Raw genomic sequence first — 23380 nt, forward strand, 5'->3', positions numbered from 1 at the left:
CCACAGGACGTGGGCAGCCTTTAGGCGAAATTGGGCCGCCTCCGCTTTTCTTCTTGTCCAGCTCGGCGGCTAGCTCTCTTGTGCGAAATAACCTTCTCCCTTGAAGTGCAAGCACTTCAGCGGTCGAAGAACATTTCGCTTCGGGGGAGCCAGGATGACGACATTTCGCCGTTGCCCACAGGACGTGGGCAGCCTTTAGGCGAAATTGGGCCGCCTCCGCTTTTCTTTATTATGGTTTTCTCTTATATGTCCAGTGGCGATTGTGATTTGATGTTTCCGGGAACGTATCTCCTGCTTTTAGTTTTATTTTTTTTGGATTTTTGACGTTATCGCCTGTTTCGCCAATTTCAATATATATACCGTTGTTCGGCGCTTTGTCGCCTGGTTGGAAATGGCGCTGTTGTCCCATTGCAGCATCCCCCCTTATCCGAAGTATATTTTTATCATTCCCGTCTGTTCATTATTCATAACCATACAAATAATGGCTGCATGAAAAAAGCACCGGCATATCTCCGGTGCGATTTCGTCATAATAACGATAGTAAAATCGCCTTCTGTACGTGAAGCCGATTTCCAGCCTGTTGGAAGACAAACGAATTTGGTCCATCAATCACATCGGCTGTTACTTCTTCATCGCGGTGGGCTGGCAAGCAATGAAGAAACATATAATCAGGTTTTGCATGCTTTGCTAATTCGCAATTGACTTGAAACGGTTGAAACACCGCAAGACGCTGCTCGCTTTCTTGTTCTTGCCCCATGCTCGTCCATACGTCTGTATAAATGATGTCCGCGTTGGTGACCGCTTCGACTGGATTATGCGTGACTGCAACATTCGCTCCTGTTTGTTTTCCAATTTGCATTGCCGCATTTACATACTTCTCTTTTGGCTCATAACCAGCCGGGCAAGCGATCACACAGTCCATGCCAACTTTTGCAGCCGCAATCATAAGCGCGTGTGCGACGTTGTTGCCATCACCGACATAGGCAAGTTTCAATCCTTTTAACGTATTCTTCACTTCATAAATCGTTAATAAGTCAGCCAGCGCTTGACACGGGTGATCATCATCGGTCAGTCCGTTAATAACCGGAATCGTCGCATATTCAGCGAGCTCCTTCAATTTTTGATGAGCGAATGTGCGAATCATAATCGCGTCAACATATTGCGATAATACTCTCGCCGTATCGGCGATCGTTTCTCCTCGTCCAAGCTGCAAATCATTGCTATTTAAATAAAGCGCACTACCACCGAGCTGGGTCATTCCCACCTCAAATGATACTCTCGTGCGGGTGGATGGTTTTTCAAAAATCATCGCTAACGTTTTTCCAACAAGCGGAGTATACAATTGTCCGGCAAGCTGTTTTTGCTTTAATTCCTTGGCAAGTGTCAACAAATAATGAATATCTTCTGTTGAAATGTCCATTAATGTTAAAAAATCTTTTCCTTTTAATGAAACGACTGTTTTCATATAATCACCGCTTTCTCGATTTGTTTTTTCTTTTCAAGCCATTCTTGAATGGATGAAACAGAAAACTTTTTCACACCGACTGCTTGTAAAAAGAGACAGAACGTTTCGATTTCTGTAAACGTCATAATTTGCCGGGACAACGCAAGCATTCTATATTGGCTGTTTCCGTCTTTTTGCAAATCTAAAAACGCTAACGCTTCCTTTCGTTTTATCCATTCGGAAAACGGTATGTCGGAAACAATGATTAATTGTTTTTCCTTTATGATTTGAAGAAGTTCATCGCTTATTTCACCGTTCACATAAATTTCTCGTGCTTTATGTTTTTTTGCTAAATACGAATAAAACGCCTTTGCCGCCGCTTCTTCCATTGTTTTTGCAATGCTGATTCCTTCTCCCGTCGACTTCATTTCTGGTCCAACAAGCGGATCGACTCCCGGCAATTTATATGTCGAAAATACCGGATATTTTAAAACAATATATGGCAAGCTCGCCAAACGCCGCTGTTTTTCGTCAACGACATCGCTTAAACATTTCCCAAGCAATAATTTTGTCGCAATTTGCGCGAGCGGTATGCCTGTTGCCTTGCTGACGATCGGAACGGTCCGGCTTGCGCGCGGGTTCACTTCCAATACGTATACCTGACCGTTGGCAATGACATATTGAATATTCATAATGCCTTTAAATTGTAATTTCTTTACAATTTTTTCGGCGTACGTAATGATTTTGGATTGTTCTTCATCCGTAATCGTTTGCGCTGGCAGCATTGCATAGCTGTCTCCTGAATGTACTCCAGCCTTTTCCACATGTTCGATAATCGTCGGAAGTAAAATATCGTTTCCATCCGCAACAACATCGACTTCTGCTTCTTTTCCGTCTAAATATGCATCGATCAGCACAGGGTACGTAATTATTCGCTGCTCTAGCAGCGCGCATAATTGTTGTTCATTTTTCACAATGAACATTCCTCTGCCGCCAATGACATAAGAAGGACGAAGCAATATCGGATAACCGATTTTTTTGGCGTTCGAAATAAGTTCTTCTTCGTTATTTGCCATCATTCCCGGTACGTGTGGAATGTCCAATTCTTCTAATAGCTGATAAAAACGATCACGATCTTCAAGCTGGTCAATCACATCATAAGTGACGCCGAGAAGAGTGATATTCGCTTCTTCGAGCCCTTTCACGAGATTAATTGCCGTCTGTCCTCCGAACTGAACAATGACTTTTTTAATCTGTTCCGCTTCTATCACGTTCAACACTTCTTCTAAAGTAAGCGGCTCGAAATAGAGACGGTCAGCCACAGCAAAATCAGTGCTGACGGTTTCCGGATTATTGTTCATCAATACCGTTTCATATCCTTCTTCTTGAAGTGCGTACACACTGTGGACAGAGCTGTAATCAAACTCGATTCCTTGCCCGATTCGAATCGGTCCTGCGCCAATAATCAATACTTTCTCTTTATCGCTTTTTTTCCGTTCATCTTCGCCGAAATATGTCGAATAGTAATAATCCGTTTCTGAATGGAATTCTGCCGCGCACGTATCGACCATTTTATATGCCGGAACGATGCCAAGTTGTTTTCGCTTTTCTCTTACGTCTTTTTCCTTCACATTCCATACTTCCGCTAAAAACGCATCAGAAAACCCTTTTTCTTTCAACAGACGGAACGTCGATTCATCAATATGTTCTAAGCTCGTTTCTTTCGCTTTCTTTTCTAATTCGATCAGCTGATAAAACGAATGCAAAAAGAAACGGTCGATTTTTGTTAATTCATATACGGTATCGATCCTTTCTCCGCGACGGAACAATTCGAGAATCGCAAAAAAGCGGCGATCATCTTTTCGAACAAGCAGTTGTTTGAGCTCATCATCTGTATGGGAAGCAAGTTCCGGTAAATACAATCCGTTATTCGCACCTTCTAATGAGTAAACCGCTTTTTGAAACGCTCGTTCCATGTTGCGGTCAATCGCCATCACTTCTCCCGTCGCTTTCATTTGCGTGCCAAGCTGGCGATCGCCGAAAGGAAATTTATCAAACGGCAAGCGCGGAAATTTTACAACGACATAATCGAGTGCTGGTTCAAAGCTTGCGTACGTCGTTTTCGTTACTGGATTAAGAAGTTCCGCCAATGTATAGCCGACTGCTAATTTCGCGGCTATGCGTGCGATCGGGTATCCCGTCGCTTTCGATGCAAGCGCCGATGAACGGCTGACACGCGGATTTACTTCAATTAAATAGTATCGTTTGCTAAACGGATCTAGCGCGAACTGAATGTTGCATCCTCCGATGATACCGAGCGCCGAAATAATTTTGATGGCTGAAGATCGCAACATTTGGTATTCCTCGTCCGTCAACGTTTGCGATGGAGCAACAACGATAGAGTCACCGGTATGGATGCCGACGGGATCGACGTTTTCCATATTGCAAACAGTAATGCACGTATTCGTATGGTCGCGCATTACTTCATATTCAATTTCCTTATATCCAGCTACGCTTCGTTCAACAAGACATTGCGTAATTGGACTTTCCGCGAGTCCTTTTTCGACTAGATCAATAAATTGTTCCATCGTTTCTGCGATTCCCCCGCCCGTTCCTCCGAGTGTATAGGCGGGACGAATAATGATCGGAAATCCGATTTTTTCGGCAAAAGCGACCGCTTCATCGACACTCGTAATAATTTCACTCTCCGGAACTGGTTCGCCTAATTCATACATGAGCGCGCGAAACGCTTCGCGGTCCTCTCCTCTTTTAATCGCTTCAATCGGAGTTCCGAGCAGCTTCACCCCATATTTTTCTAAAATTCCTTCTTCATGAAGCTGAAATGCTAAGTTTAGTCCCGTCTGTCCCCCAAATGTCGCCAATAGCCCGTCTGGTCGCTCTTTCGCGATAATCGCCTCCACGCTATCCACCGTCAACGGCTCAAAGTACACGGCATCGGCATGAACTTCGTCTGTCATAATCGTTGCCGGATTGTTATTCACTAAAATAACGCGGTACCCTTCTTCTTTTAAGGCAATACACGCTTGTGTGCCGGAATAGTCAAACTCCGCCGCCTGTCCGATGACAATCGGACCGGATCCGATGATTAAAATCGATTGCAGCGATGTATCTTTAGGCATATACTTTCTCTCCTTTTACTACCGTTTGCAAAAACTCGCCAAAAATATGGTTCGTATCGCTAGGACCTGGATGCGCCTCCGGATGATATTGCACCGATAAAATTGGTTTGTGGCGGTGTACTATTCCTTCGACGGAACCGTCATTGACGTTTGTAAATCGGATATTAAACGGGGTGTTGGCTAAACTTTCTTTCTTAACCACATAACTATGATTTTGTGATGTCATAAACACTTTTTGTTTTACCGTATCATACACAGGCTGATTTGCTCCCCGATGGCCGAAGCGAAGTTTTTCCGTGTCTGCGCCGTATGAAAGCGCCACTAACTGATGACCTAGACAAATCGCTAACGTTGGATAATGGTCAATAATTTGGCGAATGTTTGCTAACTGCTTGGAAAGTTGTTTTGGATCTCCTGGACCATTGGACAACACGATTCCATTCGGCTTCATTGATTCGATCATTTCAAATGAAGTATGGTACGGAACGACGGTAACCTTGCATCCCCGCGCTACCAATGACTGCAAAATCGATTTTTTGTAGCCAAAATCGATTAATACGAGATGAGGCCCGCCGCTTCCGTATGTTTCGATTTTCGCAGTCGACACATCATGAACAGGAAACAGGTTTTCATGAAATGCCGCCGTGTTACATGACGGTGAAACAGTAAGTTGTGCCATCATCGTCCCTTCATTGCGAATTTCTTTTACTAATGCACGCGTATCAACATGGGAAAGCAACGGAATATTCCATTGCTGCAAGTATTCCTTTAAGCTGTATTTCGCTTCGTAATGATATCCTTTGCTGCTCGCTTCATATACAATAACCGCCTGTACATGCGGACGCTTGCTTTCAAAATCATCTGCGTTAATCCCGTAATTTCCGATTAACGGGTACGTAAACACGATGATTTGATTCTTATAAGAAGGATCGGTTAATACTTCTTGATACCCGGTCATGCCGGTAAAAAAAACGATTTCTCCGCTCACTTCTTCATTTGGAAGCGGCGATTCCAACTGTCCGACAAATGTCTTTCCGTTTGCTAAATGCAAATATGCTTCCATGAATGACACCTCATGCTCGAATTTTTATTTATATTACAGAATTTTTATTCACCTATTAAGGATAAAGACGCAGCTATCGACTACTTCGTAGCTGCGATTTTTTCTTTCTGTATTGTTTGTTTGATAATGCCTACCGCTTGATCTAATTCTTCTTTTGAAACGACTAGCGGCGGCAATAGCCGAATCACATTCGGACCAGCTGTTAATACAAGCAGTCCATTTTTGTGAATAAATGGGATTAGTTTCGTAATGTCCTCATCACATTCAATGCCAACTAATAACCCAAGTCCCCGAACTTCTTTTACTAGCGAAAATTCGCTTAATGCCTCTTGAAGCTTCGTTAAGAAATACGTTCCTTTTTCTTGTACGTCTTGTAAAAAGTCAGGCTGAAAAATCGTTTGCAACGTCGCTTTTGCGGCTGCCATCGCGATTGGATTGCCGCCAAATGTCGAGCCGTGAACCCCCGCGGTAAACGTATCTTTCAAAAACGCTTTGCCAATCATCGCACCAACTGGAATGCCGCTTCCTAACCCTTTCGCACTTGTAATAATATCCGGTTCGATATCAAAATATTGATAGGCAAATGGTTTGCCAGTGCGGCCGATGCCGGTTTGCACTTCATCGACAATCAATAGTGCGCCGTATTGCTTGCAAAGCTCAGCTATTTTTTTCAAAAACGCTTTATCGGCCGGTCTGACTCCACCTTCTCCTTGAACAATTTCCACCATTACCGCCGCAACATCTTCGTTCATTTCGTTTTCCAGTGTTTCGATATCATTAAACGGCAGATGGATAAATTGTGGTAAAAGCGGACCAAACCCTTTGTATACTTTTTCTTGCCCTGTGGCCGACATCGTCGCAAACGTCCGTCCATGAAACGATTGCTGAAATGTAATGACTTTATGTCGCCCCGTATGTTTGCGCGCTAATTTTAATGCCGCTTCGTTCGCTTCCGCGCCGCTATTGCAGAAAAATACATAATCGCCGCAGCTATTTGCCGCAAGAAGTTCCGCTACCTCTTCCTGAAGCGGAATGGTAAATAAATTAGAAACATGCCAAAACCGCTCAAGCTGTTCTTCGATCGCTTTCTGCACCGCAGGATGACGGTGGCCAAGATTACAGACGGCGATCCCGGAAACAAAATCCAAATACTGTTTTCCGTTTATATCGGTAACCGTCGTCCCTTCCGCTGATTGTATACAAATATTCCAACGGTTATATGTCGGAAATAACGCTCCCATTAATAGACCCCCACTTCGTTTCGAATCGTCGTTCCATGCAATTGCCCGTTTTCATAAAACGGTGTTTTCCCGCTTACGATCATCACTTCATGAAGCGATTCCGATAACGCGGCAATCGCTGCTTTTACTTTCGGAATCATTCCTCCTGTAATAATCCCTTCATTCATCATCCGTTCAATCACATCGATCGTTGCCTGTTCAACGATAGAACCGTTTCGCAAAATCCCCGGAACGTCCGTCACAAATAGCAATTGCGCCGCCTTGATCGCTTTCGCTACCGCCCCCGCTGCTGTATCGGCGTTAATATTATATTTTTGGCCATCCTTATCCGCACCGATCGGTGAAATGATCGGAATGTAACGTGATTTTAATAGCTGATGAACAAAATCGGCATTAACATTGACGACTTCCCCAACGTATCCGAGCTTCGCTAAATCGATTGGCGCCGCTTGCAATAAACAGGCGTCTACACCGGAAACGCCCACGGCAGGCAGCCCATGCTGCCGCAGCAATGCCACAAGCTGCTTATTTACCTTTCCTGCTAAAACCATTTCTGCTACTTCTAGTACTTCTTTTGTCGTCTTGCGCAAACCGTTCACAAATTCACTCGGCACGTTTAGCCGTTTTAGCATTTGTCCGATCTCCGGTCCGCCGCCGTGAACGAGAACAATGTTCATACCTTGTGCGTACATCTCTTGTAAACTTGTAAAAAACAACGGCGACAGATCACTTAACACGCTCCCTCCACATTTGATGACAATCGTCTTTCCCATCTTCCTCTCCCCTTATTACGTGCGATAACTCGCATTAATTTTCACATAATCGTACGTTAAGTCACAGCCCCAAGCAACTCCTGTTCCGTTGCCGAGATGAAGATCTACTTCAATGATAATCTCATCATTTTGCAAGTAGGCTCTCGCTTCCTCTTCGGAAAATGGCTGCGGTTCGCTTCCTTTTAGCATGACAATCGGTCCCATCGAAATATCGATATTGTCCGGATTCACCATTGCATCTGCGTAGCCAATTGCACAGATAATTCTTCCCCAGTTTGCGTCAGCACCATAGACCGCCGTTTTTACTAAATTAGAGCCAACGATTTGCTTGGCGATTTTTTTCGCATCCTCGTCCGTTTTCGCCCCGTTCACGCGCACTTCAATGAGCTTCGCCGCCCCTTCGCCATCTTTGGCGATTTGTTTCGCTAAATCCTCACATGTTTTTTTCAGCGCTTCATAAAAGTTTTCCCAGTCTGGATGATCCGGCGTTAATTCCTTATTTCCGGCAAGTCCGCTCGCCATAACAATTACCATATCATTCGTGGATGTATCTCCATCTACCGTAATTTGATTGAAGGATACATCCGTAATGGAACGAAGCGCTTCTTGCAATACCGGCGAAGAAATATTGGCATCGGTCGTCACAAACGCGAGCATGGTTGCCATATTCGGATGAATCATTCCCGAACCTTTCGCCGCGCCTCCGATCGTTACCGTTTTTCCGTCAATCGTTGTCTGATAACAAGCTTTTTTCATGACCGTATCAGTCGTTAAAATCGCTGTTTGAAACGCCTCCGCATTTTCCGGCAAGTCGCCTGGCTCTAATTTTTTCATTCCTTCCCGAATTTTCTCCATCGGCATAAATTCACCGATCACACCAGTGGAGGCGACCGCAACAAGATGCGGGGCAATGCTGAACTGTTGTGCGCATAATTCTCTCATTTCATACGCATCTTTTAATCCTCTTTCTCCCGTACACGCATTCGCGCATGCGCTATTGACGACTACCGCCTGCAATTTTTGCTCGGCCGCGATGCTTTGTTGCGTTACTTTCAGCGGGGCGGCTTGAAAATGGTTTTGTGTATAAACCGCGGCACAAGATGCTGGCACATCGCATACGATAACGCCCAAATCTTTTTTCGCGTAACGCAAACCGGCATGCACGCCTGCCGCTTTAAATCCTTTTGGAGTTACGACCGTTCCTTCCGCAATATAAGAAATTTTCGTTCCATGCTTTTCTTGCTTTGCGATCACCATCGTTTGATCTCCTTCCTTATGGATAAATCGGTGCTAACATAAGCCCGCTTTCTTCATCCCAGCCCATCATCACGTTCAAGTTTTGAATCGCCTGTCCTGCCGCTCCTTTGACAAGATTGTCGATGACGGAAACAACGGTAACTCTTCCCGTACGTTCGTCATAAGCAACTCCGATATCGCAATAGTTGGAGCCATACACTTCTTTTGTGGCTGGGAATTGTCCAGGCTTGCGAACGCGGACAAATTTCGAATCTTCATAACTTGTTTTATATAAATCTAGCAATGTCTCTAACGACAGCTCTTTCTTTGCTTTCGCATAAATCGTTGACATAATTCCTCTTGTCATCGGAATTAAATGTGTGCTAAACGTAATCGGCTGAATGCGTTCATTCCAAGCTTTTAGCATTTGTTCGATTTCTGGAATATGTTGGTGAGAATTTACTTTGTAAATTTTGACATTTTCATTGACTTCTGAAAAATGGGTATTCAGCGAAGCTTTCCGTCCTGCTCCCGACACCCCGGATTTTGCGTCAACAATAATAGAATCTTCTTCAATCAACCGTTCTTTGACAAGCGGGGCCAACCCGAGCAGCGTAGCGGTCGGATAGCATCCCGGATTGGAAAGAAGCTGCGCCTTTTGAATGTCCTCTTTATTCCATTCCGTTAATCCGTATACCGCCTGTTGCAAATAGTGATCGGAAGCCGTTTGTCGCTTATACCACATTTCATATACCGATCTATCTTTCAAGCGAAAATCGCCGGATAAGTCAATCACTTTAACTCCTTTATCAATCAACGTTGGTGCAAGTGTGCTAGAAACGCCTGGCGGAGTAGCAAAAAAGACGACCTCGCATTCATCTGCCATTTGTTCGACATCGATTTTCTGAAGAATCGCTCCCTCTATTTCGCCAACATGCGGGAAGCTTTCGGAAAAATGGATGCCGTCTTGTGAAGAAGAATAAAGCGAACAGTGATGAACATGTGGATGATGCTTTAAAAATCTTAATAATTCTACACCGCCATACCCGGTCGCACCAATGATTGCAATATTCATGACAAGCCTCCTTGAACGAATTATCTTTCATGTAATTACCATTATAATACTGTATAAAAATAAAATCAAATGTATATTTAATTATTTTCTAAATATTTTTTAATCGTTTTTATAACTATTTCCGCAAAACACAATATTTGTTTCATGGAAAAAGTGTATTATACTCGGACACCTGTACATCATCGGACACACTAAATAAAAAAACGAGGTGCGTTCACTTACACACCTCGTTTTTTTATGAGTAAAGGACGATCATGGCAATAAGAAAATAAGCGGCGTTGGCAATTTCTAATATTCCTAATTTCATAATCGGCAGCGATTTTCCATATAAATAAACAGCCCGAACAACACTTGGCACATAGGCAAGAACAAATAACGGGTACCCGATGACAACGAGCGCGATCATTAATATTCCATGGTATCCCCATGACAACCATTTATACATCGGGTTTTTCTTTTCGCGAATCATTGTTTTTACGTAAAAGGTACTTCCGAGGAAAAAGAGAAAACAAAAAGCAGCTAGTTCAAACGCTTCTATCGTTAATTCCCCGCGCCCAACATAAAAGCTGGCAAGACCAGCAACACAAAAAACAATGATTGCCGCAACATCATTCCAAAAAGCACGTTCCTGCTTCCGTTTGGCATAAGAAAGATTAATTAGAAAGAACGGAAGCATCGCCGCTCCAAAATAAAATAAAGATGGCACATACCATAAACAAATAGCTAATATCACAGCGGCAATGGCAGTGTAGCCGTAAAACGACCACATGTACTCTTGTGTGCGTTTTAATTTTACCACCATCAACAACGGATATGTCGCCAAGTATAAGAAAAACCATCCTACAAATAACGGCAGATGAAGCCATGTCAATCCGCCTGCATATGCGCCTAATACAAACGGAATGATCAGCATTGCCCATGCGCCATGTTGTTTCGGAACAATCCACTTTTGTTTTTGTCGGTTTTTCATAGATCTCATCCTCCGCTTACCGGTGGAATAAAGGCAACGATATCACCTGGCTGAAGTGTTTGATCATCGCGGGCATATTCCTCATTCACCGCGACCATCACTTGTTTCAGATCAATGTGATAACGCTTTTCTACTTCCTGCTTTAATGCATTTACCGTTTTGGGCACGTCAGGAAGCACCATACGCTCCTCTCCAATTGCTTCCTGTAAATGCGCAAAAAAGAGAAGTGTGATCATTGTAAATCCTCTCCTTCCGGCTTTCCTGTTGGATACGCTTTCGTCCCTAATTGATTGCCAACCCATTCCATTCCATCTTCCCAATGTTCTTTTTTCCAAATCGGAACAATTTGTTTAATGCGCTCAATCGCATATCGGTTTGCCTCATACGCGTCGTTGCGGTGCGGCGACGAAACGGCGATGGCGACAGCGATATCGCCGATATCCAGCCTGCCGATTCGGTGCGTAATCGCCACTTTCGTTTCTGGCCATTTTTCTCGAATCTCCTCCCCGATTTGTTCTAGCATTTTTTCCGCCATCGATACGTACGCTTCGTATTGTAAAAATAAGGTCCGCTTTCCGTTTGTCCATTCGCGCACCGTTCCCATGAACGTGGTCACCGCTCCGGCTTCGGGGCGCATTACTTTTTTTACCACATTCTCAATGGAAATCGGCTTGTCCGTAATCATAAAAAGGCGTTCCTTCATTCGTTTTTTCTCACCTCATTCATTAACCAATGTAAATAACTTTCCTCATCATTGATGAAAAATAAAGGATATGGAATGAAAGATAGCCGCGAAGAAGATTCCCACGTAATAACGGCAATAATATTAGACAACTGTGACAGCGAATCCCAATCGTCCTCGTTTCGCAGCATCACAACCTTTTTATATGATTCATGTTTGTAGCCTTCGACAAGCACGAAATCAAGCGGCAAAAGTTCATATAATGATAAAATTTGCGCTAGCGGCCATGCAGGCTGCCATGCGTGAAGCTCGAGCAAACCGCCGCCTTCCACTGAAACGGCAACTGCTCCCGCCTGCTCGTGGCGCTTTGAATCCGTATAGGAATCGTTTCTTTCAGGATAACCGCCGTGTCCGTGATGTTTCACTGTTCCGACACGATATCCTTCGGCTGCCGCGATTTTTATCCATTTTTCAATAAGCATCGTTTTGCCACTATTTTTATAGCCAACCACTTGCCAAACGTTCATATGTCACTTCCTTCCTCATCTTCTAGCAGCCATACATCGACGGTATCCCCTTTTGCAAATCCTCGCGTCCCTCCAGGCAGCACCATCAGCGCATTTGCTTTTGCCAGCGATGTGACTATATTCGATTTATCTGTCCCAACAGGCGACACGGTTAACCGGCCATCTTCGACCGCCACATAACTTCTAACAAACCGGGTAAACGGATTCGGTTTAGGAAAGTCTGCCATCAACGTTGCCGTCGCTTTCCGTAAATACGGTTTTGGCGAAAATAGCCGCGTCCGTACGGCCGGACGTACAAACAACTCATATCCAACGTAACATGCCGAAGGGTTGCCAGATAGACCAAACAACAGTTTTCCATTGAGCTGCGCAACCGTCGTCACGCTTCCCGGACGCATCGCGACTTTATTAAATAACACTTCTGCCCCAAGACGTTCATAAATGGCCGGCAAATAATCGTAATCCCCAACCGAAACGCCGCCCGTTGTGATGAGAAAATCAACTTGTGGCAGCGCCTTTTGTATCTCTGTAAAACATGTATCCACATCATCGGCCAATTTTCCAAAATAAACTGGCTCCGCGCCGCTGCGAACCACTTGCGCCTGAATCATATAGGCGTTGCTGTTGCGAATTTTTCCGGGAACAAGCGGCTCGGATACGTCCAAAAGCTCGCTGCCTGTCGCGAAAATGCCAATTCGCGGTTTTCTCGCGACTTTCACCTTGGCATACCCGAATGTTGCTAACAATGCTTGCACACCTGGATTAATAAACGTTCCCTTTTGGACGAGCACCTCTCCTTTTTTCGCATCTTCTCCTTGGAACGAAATGTTATCTTCCGGTTGAAAGGGACGTTTGATCGACATATATGTTTTTCCGTCTCTCTCATATTGTTTCGCTAATTCCAGCATGACAACCGCATCGCATCCATCTGGAATTTGCGCCCCCGTCATAATGCGCACCGCTTGAAATGGTTGAACGGTCTTCGACGCTACTTGTCCCGCTCCAATCGTTTCAATCACTTCAAATTCTACGGGATTGTCAAGCTTTGCCGCAGCGGAGTCAACAGCACGTATCGCAAAGCCGTCATAAGGAGAACGATCAAACGGCGGAACGTCATGATCAGCACGCAATTCTTCCGCCAAATACCGTCCGTATGCCTCTTCTAATGGAACCGTTTCCGCTTCTCCTGTTCCCGCATACTTCATTACTTTTTGAATTGCCTCTGTTACCGGAATAGGAGTTCGTTTTTCCACCATGATTTTATCCCTCTTCCCGCCATATTGATTGCCATTTTTGTAATTCATGCATTCTTTGTTCCAATGTTATTGACATTATCAACCTTTTTCTTCATTTTTTCAACTAATTCTCCCAACACACTATGTTGGCTGTTTACGACTTCATGCTGCTTCATTGTTTCGATGAGCTGTTGTTCTAATTCTTTTATACGTTTTTTCTATTTCAAACTGCCGATGTTGTAGTAACGGAAACATTGCATATCTCCTCTTCCATTCCTTCTTGTTTCCTATTGTACGAAAACGAACAAAAGCTAGTTGTGATGTTAATCACATTTTTTCACTCCATTCGTCATTCGACATCATTTGTTCAAAATCTATTCATATGTGTGATGTACATCACGACATAGAAAAAGGAAAGGAAATATGCTTAAGTTGTAACAATTTATAAATGGAGGTTACCGATCATGGAAAAACGGTTTACAGAACAATCAATCATCGGTGATATCGTAGCACAGTTTCCAAAAGCAAGCGATATTTTCAAAGCATACAAAATTGATTTTTGCTGCGGTGGACAGCGTCCGTTAAAAGAAGCGATACAAGAACGAAACTTAGATGGTGAAGCAGTATTAGAACAACTGAATACGCTTTACACTCAATCGCTTGAAAAAGATGAAAAAAATTGGTCGGAAGTTTCTTATAGTGAACTGATCGACCATATTATCCAAAAACATCACCGTTACTTGGCAGAAGAACTGCCGCAGCTTAGCCCTTATGTAACAAAAGTGCTTCGCGTTCATGGGGCCGATCACCCACATCTAGTACAAGTTCATAAGTTGTTTAACGCGCTGAAAACAGAACTTGAACAGCATACGATCAAAGAGGAAACTTATGCTTTCCCGCTTATTTTGCAATTTGAAAAAACTCCGACCCCAGAAAACAGAGAAACAATGAAACAAGCGATTCGCGAACTTGTCGATGAACATGACGTTGCTGGAGATATGATCAAAACGATTCGTGAAATTACGAATGACTTTACCCCGTCGGAAGATGCATGCCGGACGTACCGGCTTGTCTACAATCGATTAGAAGCTCTTGAGGAAAATTTATTGGAACATATTCATTTGGAAAATAACATTTTATTTCCGCGCATTCTTCATGAAACAGAAACATCCTAATAAATAAACCACAACCGGACTGCTCACGATAACGAGCGAGTCCGGTTTGTTTATCCGCCAATATAAGACATTTCAATTTTTTTCCGCGTTTTTGCTGTTTGCTCCGTCCGTTCATCCGAGTAGCGATCTGTCCGCATGCTCCATGTCGATACAATGATTTTCTTTATTTCCTCTTTATCGGCCCCGGAACGCAGTTTTTCTTTTAACGAAACGCCGCTTGCAGCAAACAAGCACGTATATAGCGTGCCACCGGCGGAAATGCGCGCCCGGGTGCAGCTTTGGCAAAACGATTCTGTCACAGAGGCAATAAAACCGACTTCCACGTTCGTGCCAACATAGCGGTAGCGGCTTGCCACCTCACCGAAATACGACTTTTCTACCGGCTCAAGCGGATGCATTTGTTGCAAGCGTTCATACATTTCTTTTTTGGTGACGACATGGGAAAAATCCCAGCCGTTTGTCGTACCGACATCCATAAATTCAATAAAGCGAAGCGTAATGCCCCGTTCTTTAAAGTAAGCGGCCATCGGGATAATTTGCGAGTCGTTCACGCCTTTTTTAACGACCATGTTCACTTTGACGCCAAGCCCCGCTTCCCGCGCTGCTTCAATCCCTTTTAACACCGGCTTAACCCCGACGCCAACCCCGTTCATCTTTTTAAATACTTCGTCATCTAACGCGTCCAGGCTGACATTGACGCGCTTGAGCCCCGCTTCTTTCAAACGTTTTGCCCATTTCACTAAATGGATTCCATTCGTAGTAAGACCGATATCGCGAAGGCCAGGAATGTGTGTCAGCCGTTCGATGAATAAATCCAAGTCGCATCGCAGCAGCGGTTCTCCTCCTGTAATGCGAATTTTTTCCACTCCAAGTTCTGCAAAAATTTCCGCAAGCATTACCATTTCTTCCACCGTCAATAATTCATCTTCACGCAAAAAACGAAAGTTCGGCCCGAATATTTCTGCCGGCATGCAATATACGCATCGGAAATTGCACTGATCTGTTACAGAAATGCGCAAATCGCGAAGCGGACGGTTCCATTGGTCGGTAATCACCGATTCTCTTTTTCCCATGCCGCCTCCTCCTTTCAATTGAACTTAAAGTTTGTCGCACATAATTAACCATGTAAATACCGCTGTTTTTTCCAAACAGAAAAAAACAATGACCGATGGCGGAATCACAAGTGGAAGCCTCAGCACCGTTTCTATTACGATTTTCCCTTTAAACCGGTTGCATGCCGTGCCATCCATTTCGCGATAACGGTTCCAAGTAGGACCACAATGACTCTGGAGATGAATGCCGCTTTTATCGACAACAAAATCCAGTTATGTTAAAAACCTCTTTCAACAACACTATGACATTTTCCCATTTACTATACAAGAAAGATAAGAGAAATGTTGTGACGTTACTCACATTTTAACATAACAATCATGAAAACGGTTTCAAAAAAATATTTTGTGACATCATTGTGACAATGATCACAAATACAACAAAATGTGATTTTCTTCACAACAAAAACAACCCCTTGTTTCCTACAATGGAAGTAACAACAAACGGTAGCGTCAAAAGTTTTATGAAAACTCCACATCCGCCATCCCATGGAGCATCGTAAGGCATCCTTGGAGCCGGATTCGCTCTTGACCAACACCCGCCAAAGGTGTGAAAGGGACGTCAAGGGCGACGGGGACAAAAAAGAGGGCATAGGAAAGCCGCCCTTGCCCTTACCGAATTTTACCTTTGACGAGGTTCGGTTGGTCAAGGGTTCGCTTCGCCGAATCCGGCTGTTCTTCTGATCCATGGGCTCCGGCGGACAAAAAAGTTAGGCTGCCTCTTGTTGGAGGAAATCTTGAGCCATGGCGATCAGCTTCGTCCACCGGGCCGGCATATGGGGCAGATCGGCGAGCTCCGGGATGACGACAGGAACCCGGCCTTCGAGTGCACCGTGCGGGCGCAGGAAGTTGAAATACGCCACAAACAGCGTGACAAAGGAGACCGAGCCTTCTTCCGCGCCAAATCCGTGAGTCGGCCGATAGTTGCCTTTAAACGTCCGGTTGAATCGCTCGATGATTTGTTTGAGCGCGCGGAACTCTTCGGACACCGGATCCTCATTGGTCAGTCCGATCACTTGGCGGACGTCAAACGGAATCCCGTGCTGGGCAAAAAAGTGCTGCGCCAGCAGGTAAATGGGATTGCCGTCGACGACGAACGACAAATCGTCCGGGATGGACGGCAGCTTTCGCAGGACGTCATCGATGGCGCGGATGGCCGACAACGCATCCCGGTGGGGCGAGACGCGATACGACAACACCACTTTTTTCACGGCATCAAACATAAAAAACAGGTAATGCCAGCGTCCTTTCACGCGAATATACGTCTCGTCCCCACAGAACGAGCCGGACAGCTCGTACGGGAACTGGTCGACAAATGGCTGAATCATGAGCGCGACGCTATTGGCGTAGTTGAGTACCGTCTGATGGGAGATCGACACGCCATGCACATCCTTCATGATTCCGGCTGTCTGTCTGGAGGACATCCCATAGTTAACGTAGTACGTCAACACGAGTCCGAGGGTGTGCGACGACACCGCCAGACGAGACAAATCGACCTTTGGCTTTTTCGGCGACGATGGGGCCAATGGTTGAAAGTCAAACAAAAACTCACGGAACAGATACCGCACCTTGAAGGCTTGAGGGTTCTGCTGGAACCGTTGGCGTTCTTTTTGGCTCATCCGGCGAAGGTTCTTTTGGTAAAACGGGCAGTCGTTGTTCTTGCATTTGTAGATGTAGTAGTCCTTGCGTTCTTTGATTTTCTCAAGAGTTTGGAAGCAGTGCGGGCAACGAAAGACCGCTTGCTTTTTGAACCGATTTCGATGGTTGAACCGGCATTGGCACACTTTGCATTGGTACTGCCCTTTTCCGCCGTTGTTGGCGTACAGGTAGGATGACGGCGCCTGGCAACGGGGACACGTCAACGAATCCGGAACACGGTGTTTAGCGTTGTCCCGGCGTTGGATCGGCGGCAACGGACGGCCGTGCTGGGCTTCGTAGTCGGCTAAAAGCTGCCGGTAGTCGAGTGTTTCCGGGACATCGATGATGGGAAGGTCATCGACTTGAAGTTTTCGGTACGGTTTTCGAACCGGTTCGTCCATGTCTTTGCGGCTTAAGGATTTTCCTAATAAGGCACCAATTAAATAGACAATGATTTGATGTTGGGACTTGATTATTTCGAGCAAATAGGCTAATAATTGAGGTAACAAGCTTGTCACTCCTTTGTTTTGGGTGTTGGGTGTGGGGTTACCTCAATGATGGCCTAAAACAACGGGGGTGGCAAGCTTTTTTTATTCTAACCGTTGAAACTCAATGAAAAACAGTGAGTGTGGAGGATAAACTTTTGACAATACCATGAACCACGAGGGGGGAGTGTATGAAAAAGTTTTTAATTACATTATTAATATTAATTGCGTTAGGCATTGGGGGTTATTTTGTTATTGGACTATTTAGTGCTAAACCACCTTTACCAACCATAACTGTTGGAGAAAAAAAGGTAGAAGTGACACAAGGTTCGTATTGTTGGAATGGATTACTTAATTCTGTTTGTATTGATACAAGTTCTCCGCCAGAACTCATTAAAAATCAAGAACTAAAACCTGTGGTTATACCACCAAATTCCCAATTGAAAATAGAATTCAAAGACGAGCCTAAAGAAAATACATTAGTAGTAAATAGATGGCTTACAAATGAAAAAACAGAAAATGTTCCAATAAATGATAATGTGATACTATTACCAAAAGAAAAAGGTGTATATGTGTATGATGTTTCAGCAAGATGGGAAAAGGGAGATTCAAGTTATGCCTTTGTAATTGAAGTGCGGTAGTAACCTTTTAGTAACAGTCTTAATTGAACAAGTCAATATAATTTTAGTTTAAAACGCTTGGAATAATCCCAAGCGTTTTAATATGCCTTTTACTTTGTTAAATGTGGTTCGAATTTTGTGCTAATTACGCTGTTATTTGTACTGTTTTTTGATTTTGTACTTCTGAACCGAACCCGTTAGTTTTCATCTCTCCTTTTTAATGTTGTGTGATGCACATCACTTATCTTTTTCTATAATCCTTTACAATAGATGAAGGAGCTCTCTTGTAGCGGCATGCCGTTTCTCGTTTGGCAGAACGGGAAACGGTTAGTGTCCGCTTGTTTCTGTACTGTCATCTTCACCGGTCTCCGTTACTTTTAATATCGCTACGGCTCCTTTTTGCGCGTGGTTGAATTGGTGCGTAACGATCGGATACGTTCCCGGGCGTGTGACGGTAAATTCAACGACCGCGCCGCCGCTAGCCGGAAGCATCACTGTCTGCAAACCTTTTAGATGGTTGTTTGGATTACCGTCGATATACACATCATCCAAAACGTTTCCAACGACATGGAATGAGCTGACTTCGTTTGGACCAACGTTAAGGATGTAAATTCTAACTTTGTCGCCGACTTTGGCAACGAGCGGCTTCTCTTTTAGCGTAAATGTATCTCCGTTCGTATTTCGATCGCCTGATTTTAACGCTTTTGTCGAAAAAACAACATAGCTTGGTACCCCGTTTTGGAAATCATCCATATCATTATACTTGTACCACTCGTTTTGGATTAAGACAAATTCGCGGTCCACTTCTTTATCGGTTGGATAGCCGTTTTTCGGCTTGACGATAATCATGCCGTGCATGCCATTGGCAATGTGGGCGAGCACCGGCTTCGTGCCACAATGGTACATAAATACGCCTGGGTTATTCGCTGGGTACGTAAACGTTCCGGACTTATTCGGCATGACGTCGGCAAAATCTTTCGACGGCGAAGCGTGGACGGCGTGGAAATCCACGCTATGGGGCAGCGATGGGTCCATATTTTTTAACGTAAAATGGAGCGTATCTCCTTCATTGACGACATGAGCGGTCCAGGTGCTTGACCGTTGAACGTCCATGCTTTATAGATTTTTCCTTTATCAATTTCGATGTCAGTTACTTGTGCATTCATCTCGATTTTGACATCATGTGGACCGATGCGTTCCATTTTCAATGGAACCGGTTTTTGGTTAAGATCTTTATGGGCAGCGATGACGTTTGAACTTGCGTGATGCTCTGTCTTTACCGTTTCTTTCGTCGCCTCTTTCTCCCCGGCACTTTCGTTTCCACAGGCCGCTAGTAACGCCGATGCTGCTGCTATCGCCATGAATGCGTGAACCTTGCTCGCCATTTTTCTCCCTCCATTTTATTGATTTGCTACACTTCAAGAGTAGTGCATTCTGTTTTTCATCCTAGTGATTCGTATCACGCATCACGACTGATGTTTGAATAGTTTGTGAACTGTTGAACAATATCATATATTAACGATAGAAATCATTTCGGTAGGGAAAATGATGGATTGAGTAATATATGTTTTGTTTGAGGACAGAGAAAACTTAAAAAGGAAATATCCAATTACATTTACTACGTTATTAATCAGGAATCATGGCTTCATATTTAAATAAAAAAACGGATCGCTTGTAACGATCCGCTTTTTTGTTATGATACATATGGATTTGCTGGTTCGCCCACTTTTTTGCCGAAGACAATGCGGTTAAGCAAGAAGCAAATGATGGCAAACAAGCTGAGCAGAATAAAACCGAGCATGTAAGAACCAGTAACGTCTTTCACGATTCCCATCAAAATCGGCGGGAAAAAGCCGCCAAGTCCGCCCCATGCGCCAACAATGCCGGTGACGGCGCCTGTTTCCGCCGGGAATAGCTGCGGGACAAGCTTAAAGACCGCACCGTTTCCTAATCCAGCCATAATTGCGATAAACAAACATGCCGTTGTCATCACGACGATATTTCCCATTCCAAACGCAATGGCAAGCGCTCCAATCGTAATTCCCGCATACACGAACGTCAATACCCGTTCTGCACCGATTTTATCGCCAAGGTTTCCGCCAATCGGCCTTGCAAGTGTCGCAATAATAGTAAATCCAGCAGCGCGAAGCCCGGCATCAACCGGAGTTAAACCATATAAATCAATGAGCAACGATGGCAAATAAATGCCAAATGCCACGAATGCTCCGAATGTCACGAAATAAAATAGTGATAACGTCCACGTATGTTTATATTTCAACACAGATAACGAATCAAGCATCGTTTTTTGCTGCTTAGGCTTTGGCATATCCGGAGTAAAGAACCAAACAAGAAGGAGCATGATGACAACCGGGATAATCATCCCCCAAAACGCCCACTTCACTCCAAAAGCTGCCGCAATCGACGGAACAGAAAAACTTGCGACCGCCGTTCCAATATTGCCCATCGCGTTGATGCCGAGCGCTGTTCCTTGTTTTTCTGGCGGCGTTAAGCGCGATACGAACGTAACGGAAATCGCAAACGATGTTCCTGCCATTCCGATAAAAAACGCCCAAAACATTAACATGGCATATGAATCAGCAAAACCAGCGCCGACTAAGGGAATAATCAGGAACAATAAAAGCAGCGAAAACAATTGTCTGCCTCCGAATCGGTCTGTCCAAATGCCAAGCGGAATTCGCATAACAGAACCAAGCAAAACAGGAATCGCGACTAAAATGCTTTTTTGCGTCGATGTTAGTCCGTACATTTCTTGGAATGTGCTCGCCAACGGAGAAAATACAGCCCATACGGCAAACGCAAACGTCATCGCCAACGTTGTAATCGGCAAAAGAGCTTTTTGCTTATTCATCACGAAAATCCTCCTTTTTGATCGCAGCCATCATCCACTTCTTTTGAGTACATCATACGGAAATGAAAAAAGAATGTTTGTGATGTTTCTCACATTTTTTTGTAGTGTCACATAATTGTAAAAAGTTGATTTCTATCTTTATCAAAAATGTCTAGAAAATCGTTTTAGTAAACTCGTAAATAAAAAAATGGCTCCCTAATAAAAGAGAGCCAGTTACCACTGTGATTAAGATAAATGTTTTTCTTTTTTCCGTAACGCTTTTGGAATGTATACGCAATATGGTTCGCTTTCTAAGTAATCACCCGTAACTGCATACGCCCGCGAGCGTGATCCGCCGCAAACATAGCGGAATTCGCATACGCCGCATTTTCCTTTATATTTATCTGGGTTGCGCAAATCTTGGAAAATCGGCGAATTCCGATAAATTTCCGCGAGCGGCGTTTCCCGGACGTTTCCGGCTTTGACCGGAAGCAGACCGCTTGGATATACGTCACCGATGTGAGAAATAAAAACAAATCCGTTGCCATCATTGACCCCTTTTGGTGCGCGTCCAAGACCATCGACTTGTCCAGTTAATCCCTTCATCAACACGTCTTCATAGTTAATTTCATCGCCCGAGATTTGTTTTTCTCGCATTTTCGCCTGCAACACGACACGGCGGTAATGTTGCCCTGCTGTCGTTTTTATGTCAAACGGGACGCGCTTGCTCGTTTCATAAAGCCAACGAAACACTTTTTCATGTTCCACCGGCGAAATCATGTCAGACTCTTTTCCGCGTCCTGTCGGCACAAGGAAAAAGACGCTCCAAAGCACACATTTTAGTTTTTCAACCAACTCTGCCATTTCATCAAGCACATGGACGTTATATCGGGAGATGACGGTATTAATTTGCACTGGAATATCGAGTTCATGTAAATATTCAATCGCTTTTATAGTCAGCTCAAACGAACCGGATGTCCCACGAAAACGATCATGAATTTCCGCGTTTGGCCCGTCCAAACTAAACGCCCAACGGGAAAGCCCCACTTCTTTCGCTTTCCGAATCGCTTCCTTTGTCACGTTTGGCGTCGCGCTTGGCGTCATCGAAACATGAAGGCCTTTGTCAATCGCGTATTTGGCAAGATCATATACATCCGGACGCATGAGCGGGTCCCCGCCAGTAAACACGAGAAGCGGCTGATCCATCTCATATATATCATCAATTAACTTTTTCCCTTCTTCGAATGTCAATTCGCGCGGATCGCGATGATACTGCGCTTCCGCTCGGCAATGAACACATTTTAACTGACATGCCCTTGTTAGTTCCCAAATCACAATAAACGGATTTTCGTTAAAGTCCCTCACTACTATCCCCCTCCTTGTTCTCATTGTACTGCATTGGAGAGGACACTAATGTGATAAATATCACAAAGTGACTTATGTCACAATATCGTCAAACTCATTCGGCGTGTTTACATTGCGAAAGACGATCTCATCTTCCCAAAAATCTTGCTCGTTCACATAGTGGACATGGCAATGGCGAAAAAGCGATTTCATCCTATTATCTTGTGCCTGTAGAAGTTTTTCGATCTGCTTGCATGTTCGCCGATGATATATGCCAACTAATGGCTGAATTCGGCCGAAATGCGCACAGATAATCGCATCAAACTTCTCGTTCGCATATTTAGCAAGTTTTGCCGCTGCTTCTGGACGCATATACGGCATATCGCACGGAAGCACAAATATCCATTCCGCCTCGCATTCTTTCATGACCGTATAAATTCCGGCAAGCGGCCCTTGGCCACGATACCGTTCATCGTCCATAATCACTTTTTCCGCCGTCTTTTGTCGAAAACAGTCTATTAGCGAAGGATGGCTAACAATATAAATATCCTCTACTACTGCGCGTAACGTTTCCACAGCAATTTCAAAAAAATATTTTCCGTTAAATTTGGCAAACGCTTTCGGGCTGCCAAAACGCCGCGACCGCCCACCGGCAAGAACCACTCCTGCCATTTTGTTCATTCATTTTTCCCCTTTCACCAAAATCTTTGTTTTACTGTACCATGGAAGCAACAAAAAAAAAAGATTCCCGTCATTCTTTCGGGAATCTTTTTTA

20 protein-coding genes and 1 pseudogene are annotated in these 23380 nt (G+C 44.3%); 2 read left to right on the forward strand and 19 right to left on the reverse strand.

Annotation, left to right across the window (positions count from 1 at the left end; translation table 11 throughout):
• Positions 1–229 precede the first annotated feature (229 nt).
• The 13 genes from FNL97_RS13670 to FNL97_RS13730 all read right to left on the reverse strand — a co-directional run bounded on the left by FNL97_RS13670 (position 230) and on the right by FNL97_RS13730 (position 13407).
• A complete protein-coding gene (locus FNL97_RS13670) occupies positions 230–409 on the reverse strand; it encodes a YjzC family protein (protein ID WP_062753763.1) in 180 nt (59 codons plus the stop codon).
• A gap of 117 nt (positions 410–526) precedes the next feature.
• Positions 527–1465, reverse strand: coding sequence for an ornithine carbamoyltransferase (argF, locus tag FNL97_RS13675; RefSeq protein ID WP_062679121.1), 939 nt, complete (start codon positions 1463–1465; stop codon positions 527–529).
• On the reverse strand, positions 1462–4584 hold the full coding sequence (gene carB / locus FNL97_RS13680; RefSeq protein WP_143415971.1) for a carbamoyl-phosphate synthase (glutamine-hydrolyzing) large subunit: 3123 nt from the start codon (positions 4582–4584) through the stop codon (positions 1462–1464). The genes argF and carB overlap by 4 nt, the downstream gene beginning before the upstream one ends.
• Positions 4577–5647 carry a carbamoyl phosphate synthase small subunit gene (locus FNL97_RS13685; protein ID WP_143415972.1) on the reverse strand — a complete coding sequence of 357 codons (1071 nt, stop codon included), beginning with the start codon at positions 5645–5647 and terminating at the stop codon, positions 4577–4579. The genes carB and FNL97_RS13685 overlap by 8 nt, the downstream gene beginning before the upstream one ends.
• Before the next feature lie 80 nt (positions 5648–5727).
• On the reverse strand, positions 5728–6888 hold the full coding sequence (argD, locus tag FNL97_RS13690; protein WP_081189637.1) for an acetylornithine transaminase: 1161 nt from the start codon (positions 6886–6888) through the stop codon (positions 5728–5730).
• Positions 6888–7661: an acetylglutamate kinase gene (gene argB / locus FNL97_RS13695; RefSeq protein ID WP_062679125.1), complete on the reverse strand. Its 774-nt coding sequence runs from the start codon at positions 7659–7661 to the stop codon at positions 6888–6890. Before argB ends, argD begins: the two co-directional genes overlap by 1 nt.
• A gap of 15 nt (positions 7662–7676) precedes the next feature.
• On the reverse strand, positions 7677–8918 hold the full coding sequence (gene argJ / locus FNL97_RS13700; RefSeq protein ID WP_062679126.1) for a bifunctional ornithine acetyltransferase/N-acetylglutamate synthase: 1242 nt from the start codon (positions 8916–8918) through the stop codon (positions 7677–7679).
• A 16-nt stretch (positions 8919–8934) separates the two neighbouring features.
• Positions 8935–9972: an N-acetyl-gamma-glutamyl-phosphate reductase gene (gene argC / locus FNL97_RS13705; protein WP_143415973.1), complete on the reverse strand. Its 1038-nt coding sequence runs from the start codon at positions 9970–9972 to the stop codon at positions 8935–8937.
• Between the two features lie 235 nt (positions 9973–10207).
• Positions 10208–10942, reverse strand: coding sequence for a YwiC-like family protein (locus FNL97_RS13710; RefSeq protein WP_143415974.1), 735 nt, complete (start codon positions 10940–10942; stop codon positions 10208–10210).
• A 5-nt stretch (positions 10943–10947) separates the two neighbouring features.
• On the reverse strand, positions 10948–11178 hold the full coding sequence (gene moaD, locus FNL97_RS13715; RefSeq protein WP_012749421.1) for a molybdopterin converting factor subunit 1: 231 nt from the start codon (positions 11176–11178) through the stop codon (positions 10948–10950).
• Positions 11175–11645: a molybdenum cofactor biosynthesis protein MoaE gene (locus FNL97_RS13720; RefSeq protein WP_041269590.1), complete on the reverse strand. Its 471-nt coding sequence runs from the start codon at positions 11643–11645 to the stop codon at positions 11175–11177. The genes moaD and FNL97_RS13720 overlap by 4 nt, the downstream gene beginning before the upstream one ends.
• Positions 11642–12151: a molybdopterin-guanine dinucleotide biosynthesis protein B gene (gene mobB, locus FNL97_RS13725; RefSeq protein ID WP_143415975.1), complete on the reverse strand. Its 510-nt coding sequence runs from the start codon at positions 12149–12151 to the stop codon at positions 11642–11644. The genes FNL97_RS13720 and mobB overlap by 4 nt, the downstream gene beginning before the upstream one ends.
• Positions 12148–13407 (reverse strand): molybdopterin molybdotransferase MoeA, encoded by a 1260-nt coding sequence (locus FNL97_RS13730; RefSeq protein WP_143415976.1) that lies wholly within the window; start codon positions 13405–13407, stop codon positions 12148–12150. Before FNL97_RS13730 ends, mobB begins: the two co-directional genes overlap by 4 nt.
• 443 nt (positions 13408–13850) lie before the next feature.
• Here FNL97_RS13730 and ric point away from each other — a divergent pair, with 443 nt between their 5' ends.
• Positions 13851–14561: an iron-sulfur cluster repair di-iron protein gene (ric, locus tag FNL97_RS13735; RefSeq protein ID WP_143415977.1), complete on the forward strand. Its 711-nt coding sequence runs from the start codon at positions 13851–13853 to the stop codon at positions 14559–14561.
• A 50-nt stretch (positions 14562–14611) separates the two neighbouring features.
• On the opposite strand, the gene moaA is transcribed toward ric, so the two are convergent.
• Both moaA and FNL97_RS13750 read right to left on the reverse strand, forming a co-directional pair.
• The gene (gene moaA / locus FNL97_RS13740) at positions 14612–15634 is read right to left on the reverse strand and encodes a GTP 3',8-cyclase MoaA (RefSeq protein WP_143415978.1); all 1023 of its coding nucleotides are present in this window, start codon (positions 15632–15634) and stop codon (positions 14612–14614) included.
• Between the two features lie 746 nt (positions 15635–16380).
• Entirely contained in the window at positions 16381–17817 is a 1437-nt protein-coding gene (locus FNL97_RS13750; protein WP_143415979.1) for a DDE-type integrase/transposase/recombinase, read from the reverse strand.
• Between the two features lie 167 nt (positions 17818–17984).
• Here FNL97_RS13750 and FNL97_RS13755 point away from each other — a divergent pair, with 167 nt between their 5' ends.
• The gene (locus FNL97_RS13755; RefSeq protein ID WP_062753789.1) at positions 17985–18434 is read left to right on the forward strand and encodes a hypothetical protein; all 450 of its coding nucleotides are present in this window, start codon (positions 17985–17987) and stop codon (positions 18432–18434) included.
• A gap of 306 nt (positions 18435–18740) precedes the next feature.
• Here the strand turns inward: FNL97_RS13755 and FNL97_RS13760 are convergent.
• The 4 genes and pseudogenes from FNL97_RS13760 to FNL97_RS13775 all read right to left on the reverse strand — a co-directional run bounded on the left by FNL97_RS13760 (position 18741) and on the right by FNL97_RS13775 (position 23286).
• Positions 18741–19798 (reverse strand): annotated as a pseudogene (locus FNL97_RS13760) (multicopper oxidase domain-containing protein).
• Between the two features lie 308 nt (positions 19799–20106).
• Positions 20107–21282, reverse strand: coding sequence for an MFS transporter (locus FNL97_RS13765; protein ID WP_143415980.1), 1176 nt, complete (start codon positions 21280–21282; stop codon positions 20107–20109).
• Between the two features lie 225 nt (positions 21283–21507).
• Positions 21508–22626 (reverse strand): TIGR04053 family radical SAM/SPASM domain-containing protein, encoded by a 1119-nt coding sequence (locus tag FNL97_RS13770; RefSeq protein ID WP_143415981.1) that lies wholly within the window; start codon positions 22624–22626, stop codon positions 21508–21510.
• A gap of 72 nt (positions 22627–22698) precedes the next feature.
• Positions 22699–23286, reverse strand: coding sequence for a molybdenum cofactor guanylyltransferase (locus FNL97_RS13775; RefSeq protein ID WP_143415982.1), 588 nt, complete (start codon positions 23284–23286; stop codon positions 22699–22701).
• Positions 23287–23380 lie beyond the last annotated feature (94 nt).

Source organism: Geobacillus sp. E263 (genome assembly GCF_007197795.1).
GTDB lineage: Bacteria > Bacillota > Bacilli > Bacillales > Anoxybacillaceae > Parageobacillus_B > Parageobacillus_B toebii.

Excerpts from the sequence above, each read along its gene's own strand:
- FNL97_RS13670 (WP_062753763.1), bottom strand. The coding sequence starts at position 409 with ATGGGACAACAGCGCCATTTCCAACCAGGCGACAAAGCGCCGAACAAC.
- argF (WP_062679121.1), bottom strand. The coding sequence starts at position 1,465 with ATGAAAACAGTCGTTTCATTAAAAGGAAAAGATTTTTTAACATTAATG.
- carB (WP_143415971.1), bottom strand. The coding sequence starts at position 4,584 with ATGCCTAAAGATACATCGCTGCAATCGATTTTAATCATCGGATCCGGT.
- FNL97_RS13685 (WP_143415972.1), bottom strand. The coding sequence starts at position 5,647 with ATGGAAGCATATTTGCATTTAGCAAACGGAAAGACATTTGTCGGACAG.
- argD (WP_081189637.1), bottom strand. The coding sequence starts at position 6,888 with ATGGGAGCGTTATTTCCGACATATAACCGTTGGAATATTTGTATACAA.
- argB (WP_062679125.1), bottom strand. The coding sequence starts at position 7,661 with ATGGGAAAGACGATTGTCATCAAATGTGGAGGGAGCGTGTTAAGTGAT.
- argJ (WP_062679126.1), bottom strand. The coding sequence starts at position 8,918 with ATGGTGATCGCAAAGCAAGAAAAGCATGGAACGAAAATTTCTTATATT.
- argC (WP_143415973.1), bottom strand. The coding sequence starts at position 9,972 with ATGAATATTGCAATCATTGGTGCGACCGGGTATGGCGGTGTAGAATTA.
- FNL97_RS13710 (WP_143415974.1), bottom strand. The coding sequence starts at position 10,942 with ATGAAAAACCGACAAAAACAAAAGTGGATTGTTCCGAAACAACATGGC.
- moaD (WP_012749421.1), bottom strand. The coding sequence starts at position 11,178 with ATGATCACACTTCTCTTTTTTGCGCATTTACAGGAAGCAATTGGAGAG.
- FNL97_RS13720 (WP_041269590.1), bottom strand. The coding sequence starts at position 11,645 with ATGAAGGAACGCCTTTTTATGATTACGGACAAGCCGATTTCCATTGAG.
- mobB (WP_143415975.1), bottom strand. The coding sequence starts at position 12,151 with ATGAACGTTTGGCAAGTGGTTGGCTATAAAAATAGTGGCAAAACGATG.
- FNL97_RS13730 (WP_143415976.1), bottom strand. The coding sequence starts at position 13,407 with ATGGTGGAAAAACGAACTCCTATTCCGGTAACAGAGGCAATTCAAAAA.
- ric (WP_143415977.1), top strand. The coding sequence starts at position 13,851 with ATGGAAAAACGGTTTACAGAACAATCAATCATCGGTGATATCGTAGCA.
- moaA (WP_143415978.1), bottom strand. The coding sequence starts at position 15,634 with ATGGGAAAAAGAGAATCGGTGATTACCGACCAATGGAACCGTCCGCTT.
- FNL97_RS13755 (WP_062753789.1), top strand. The coding sequence starts at position 17,985 with ATGAAAAAGTTTTTAATTACATTATTAATATTAATTGCGTTAGGCATT.
- FNL97_RS13765 (WP_143415980.1), bottom strand. The coding sequence starts at position 21,282 with ATGAATAAGCAAAAAGCTCTTTTGCCGATTACAACGTTGGCGATGACG.
- FNL97_RS13775 (WP_143415982.1), bottom strand. The coding sequence starts at position 23,286 with ATGAACAAAATGGCAGGAGTGGTTCTTGCCGGTGGGCGGTCGCGGCGT.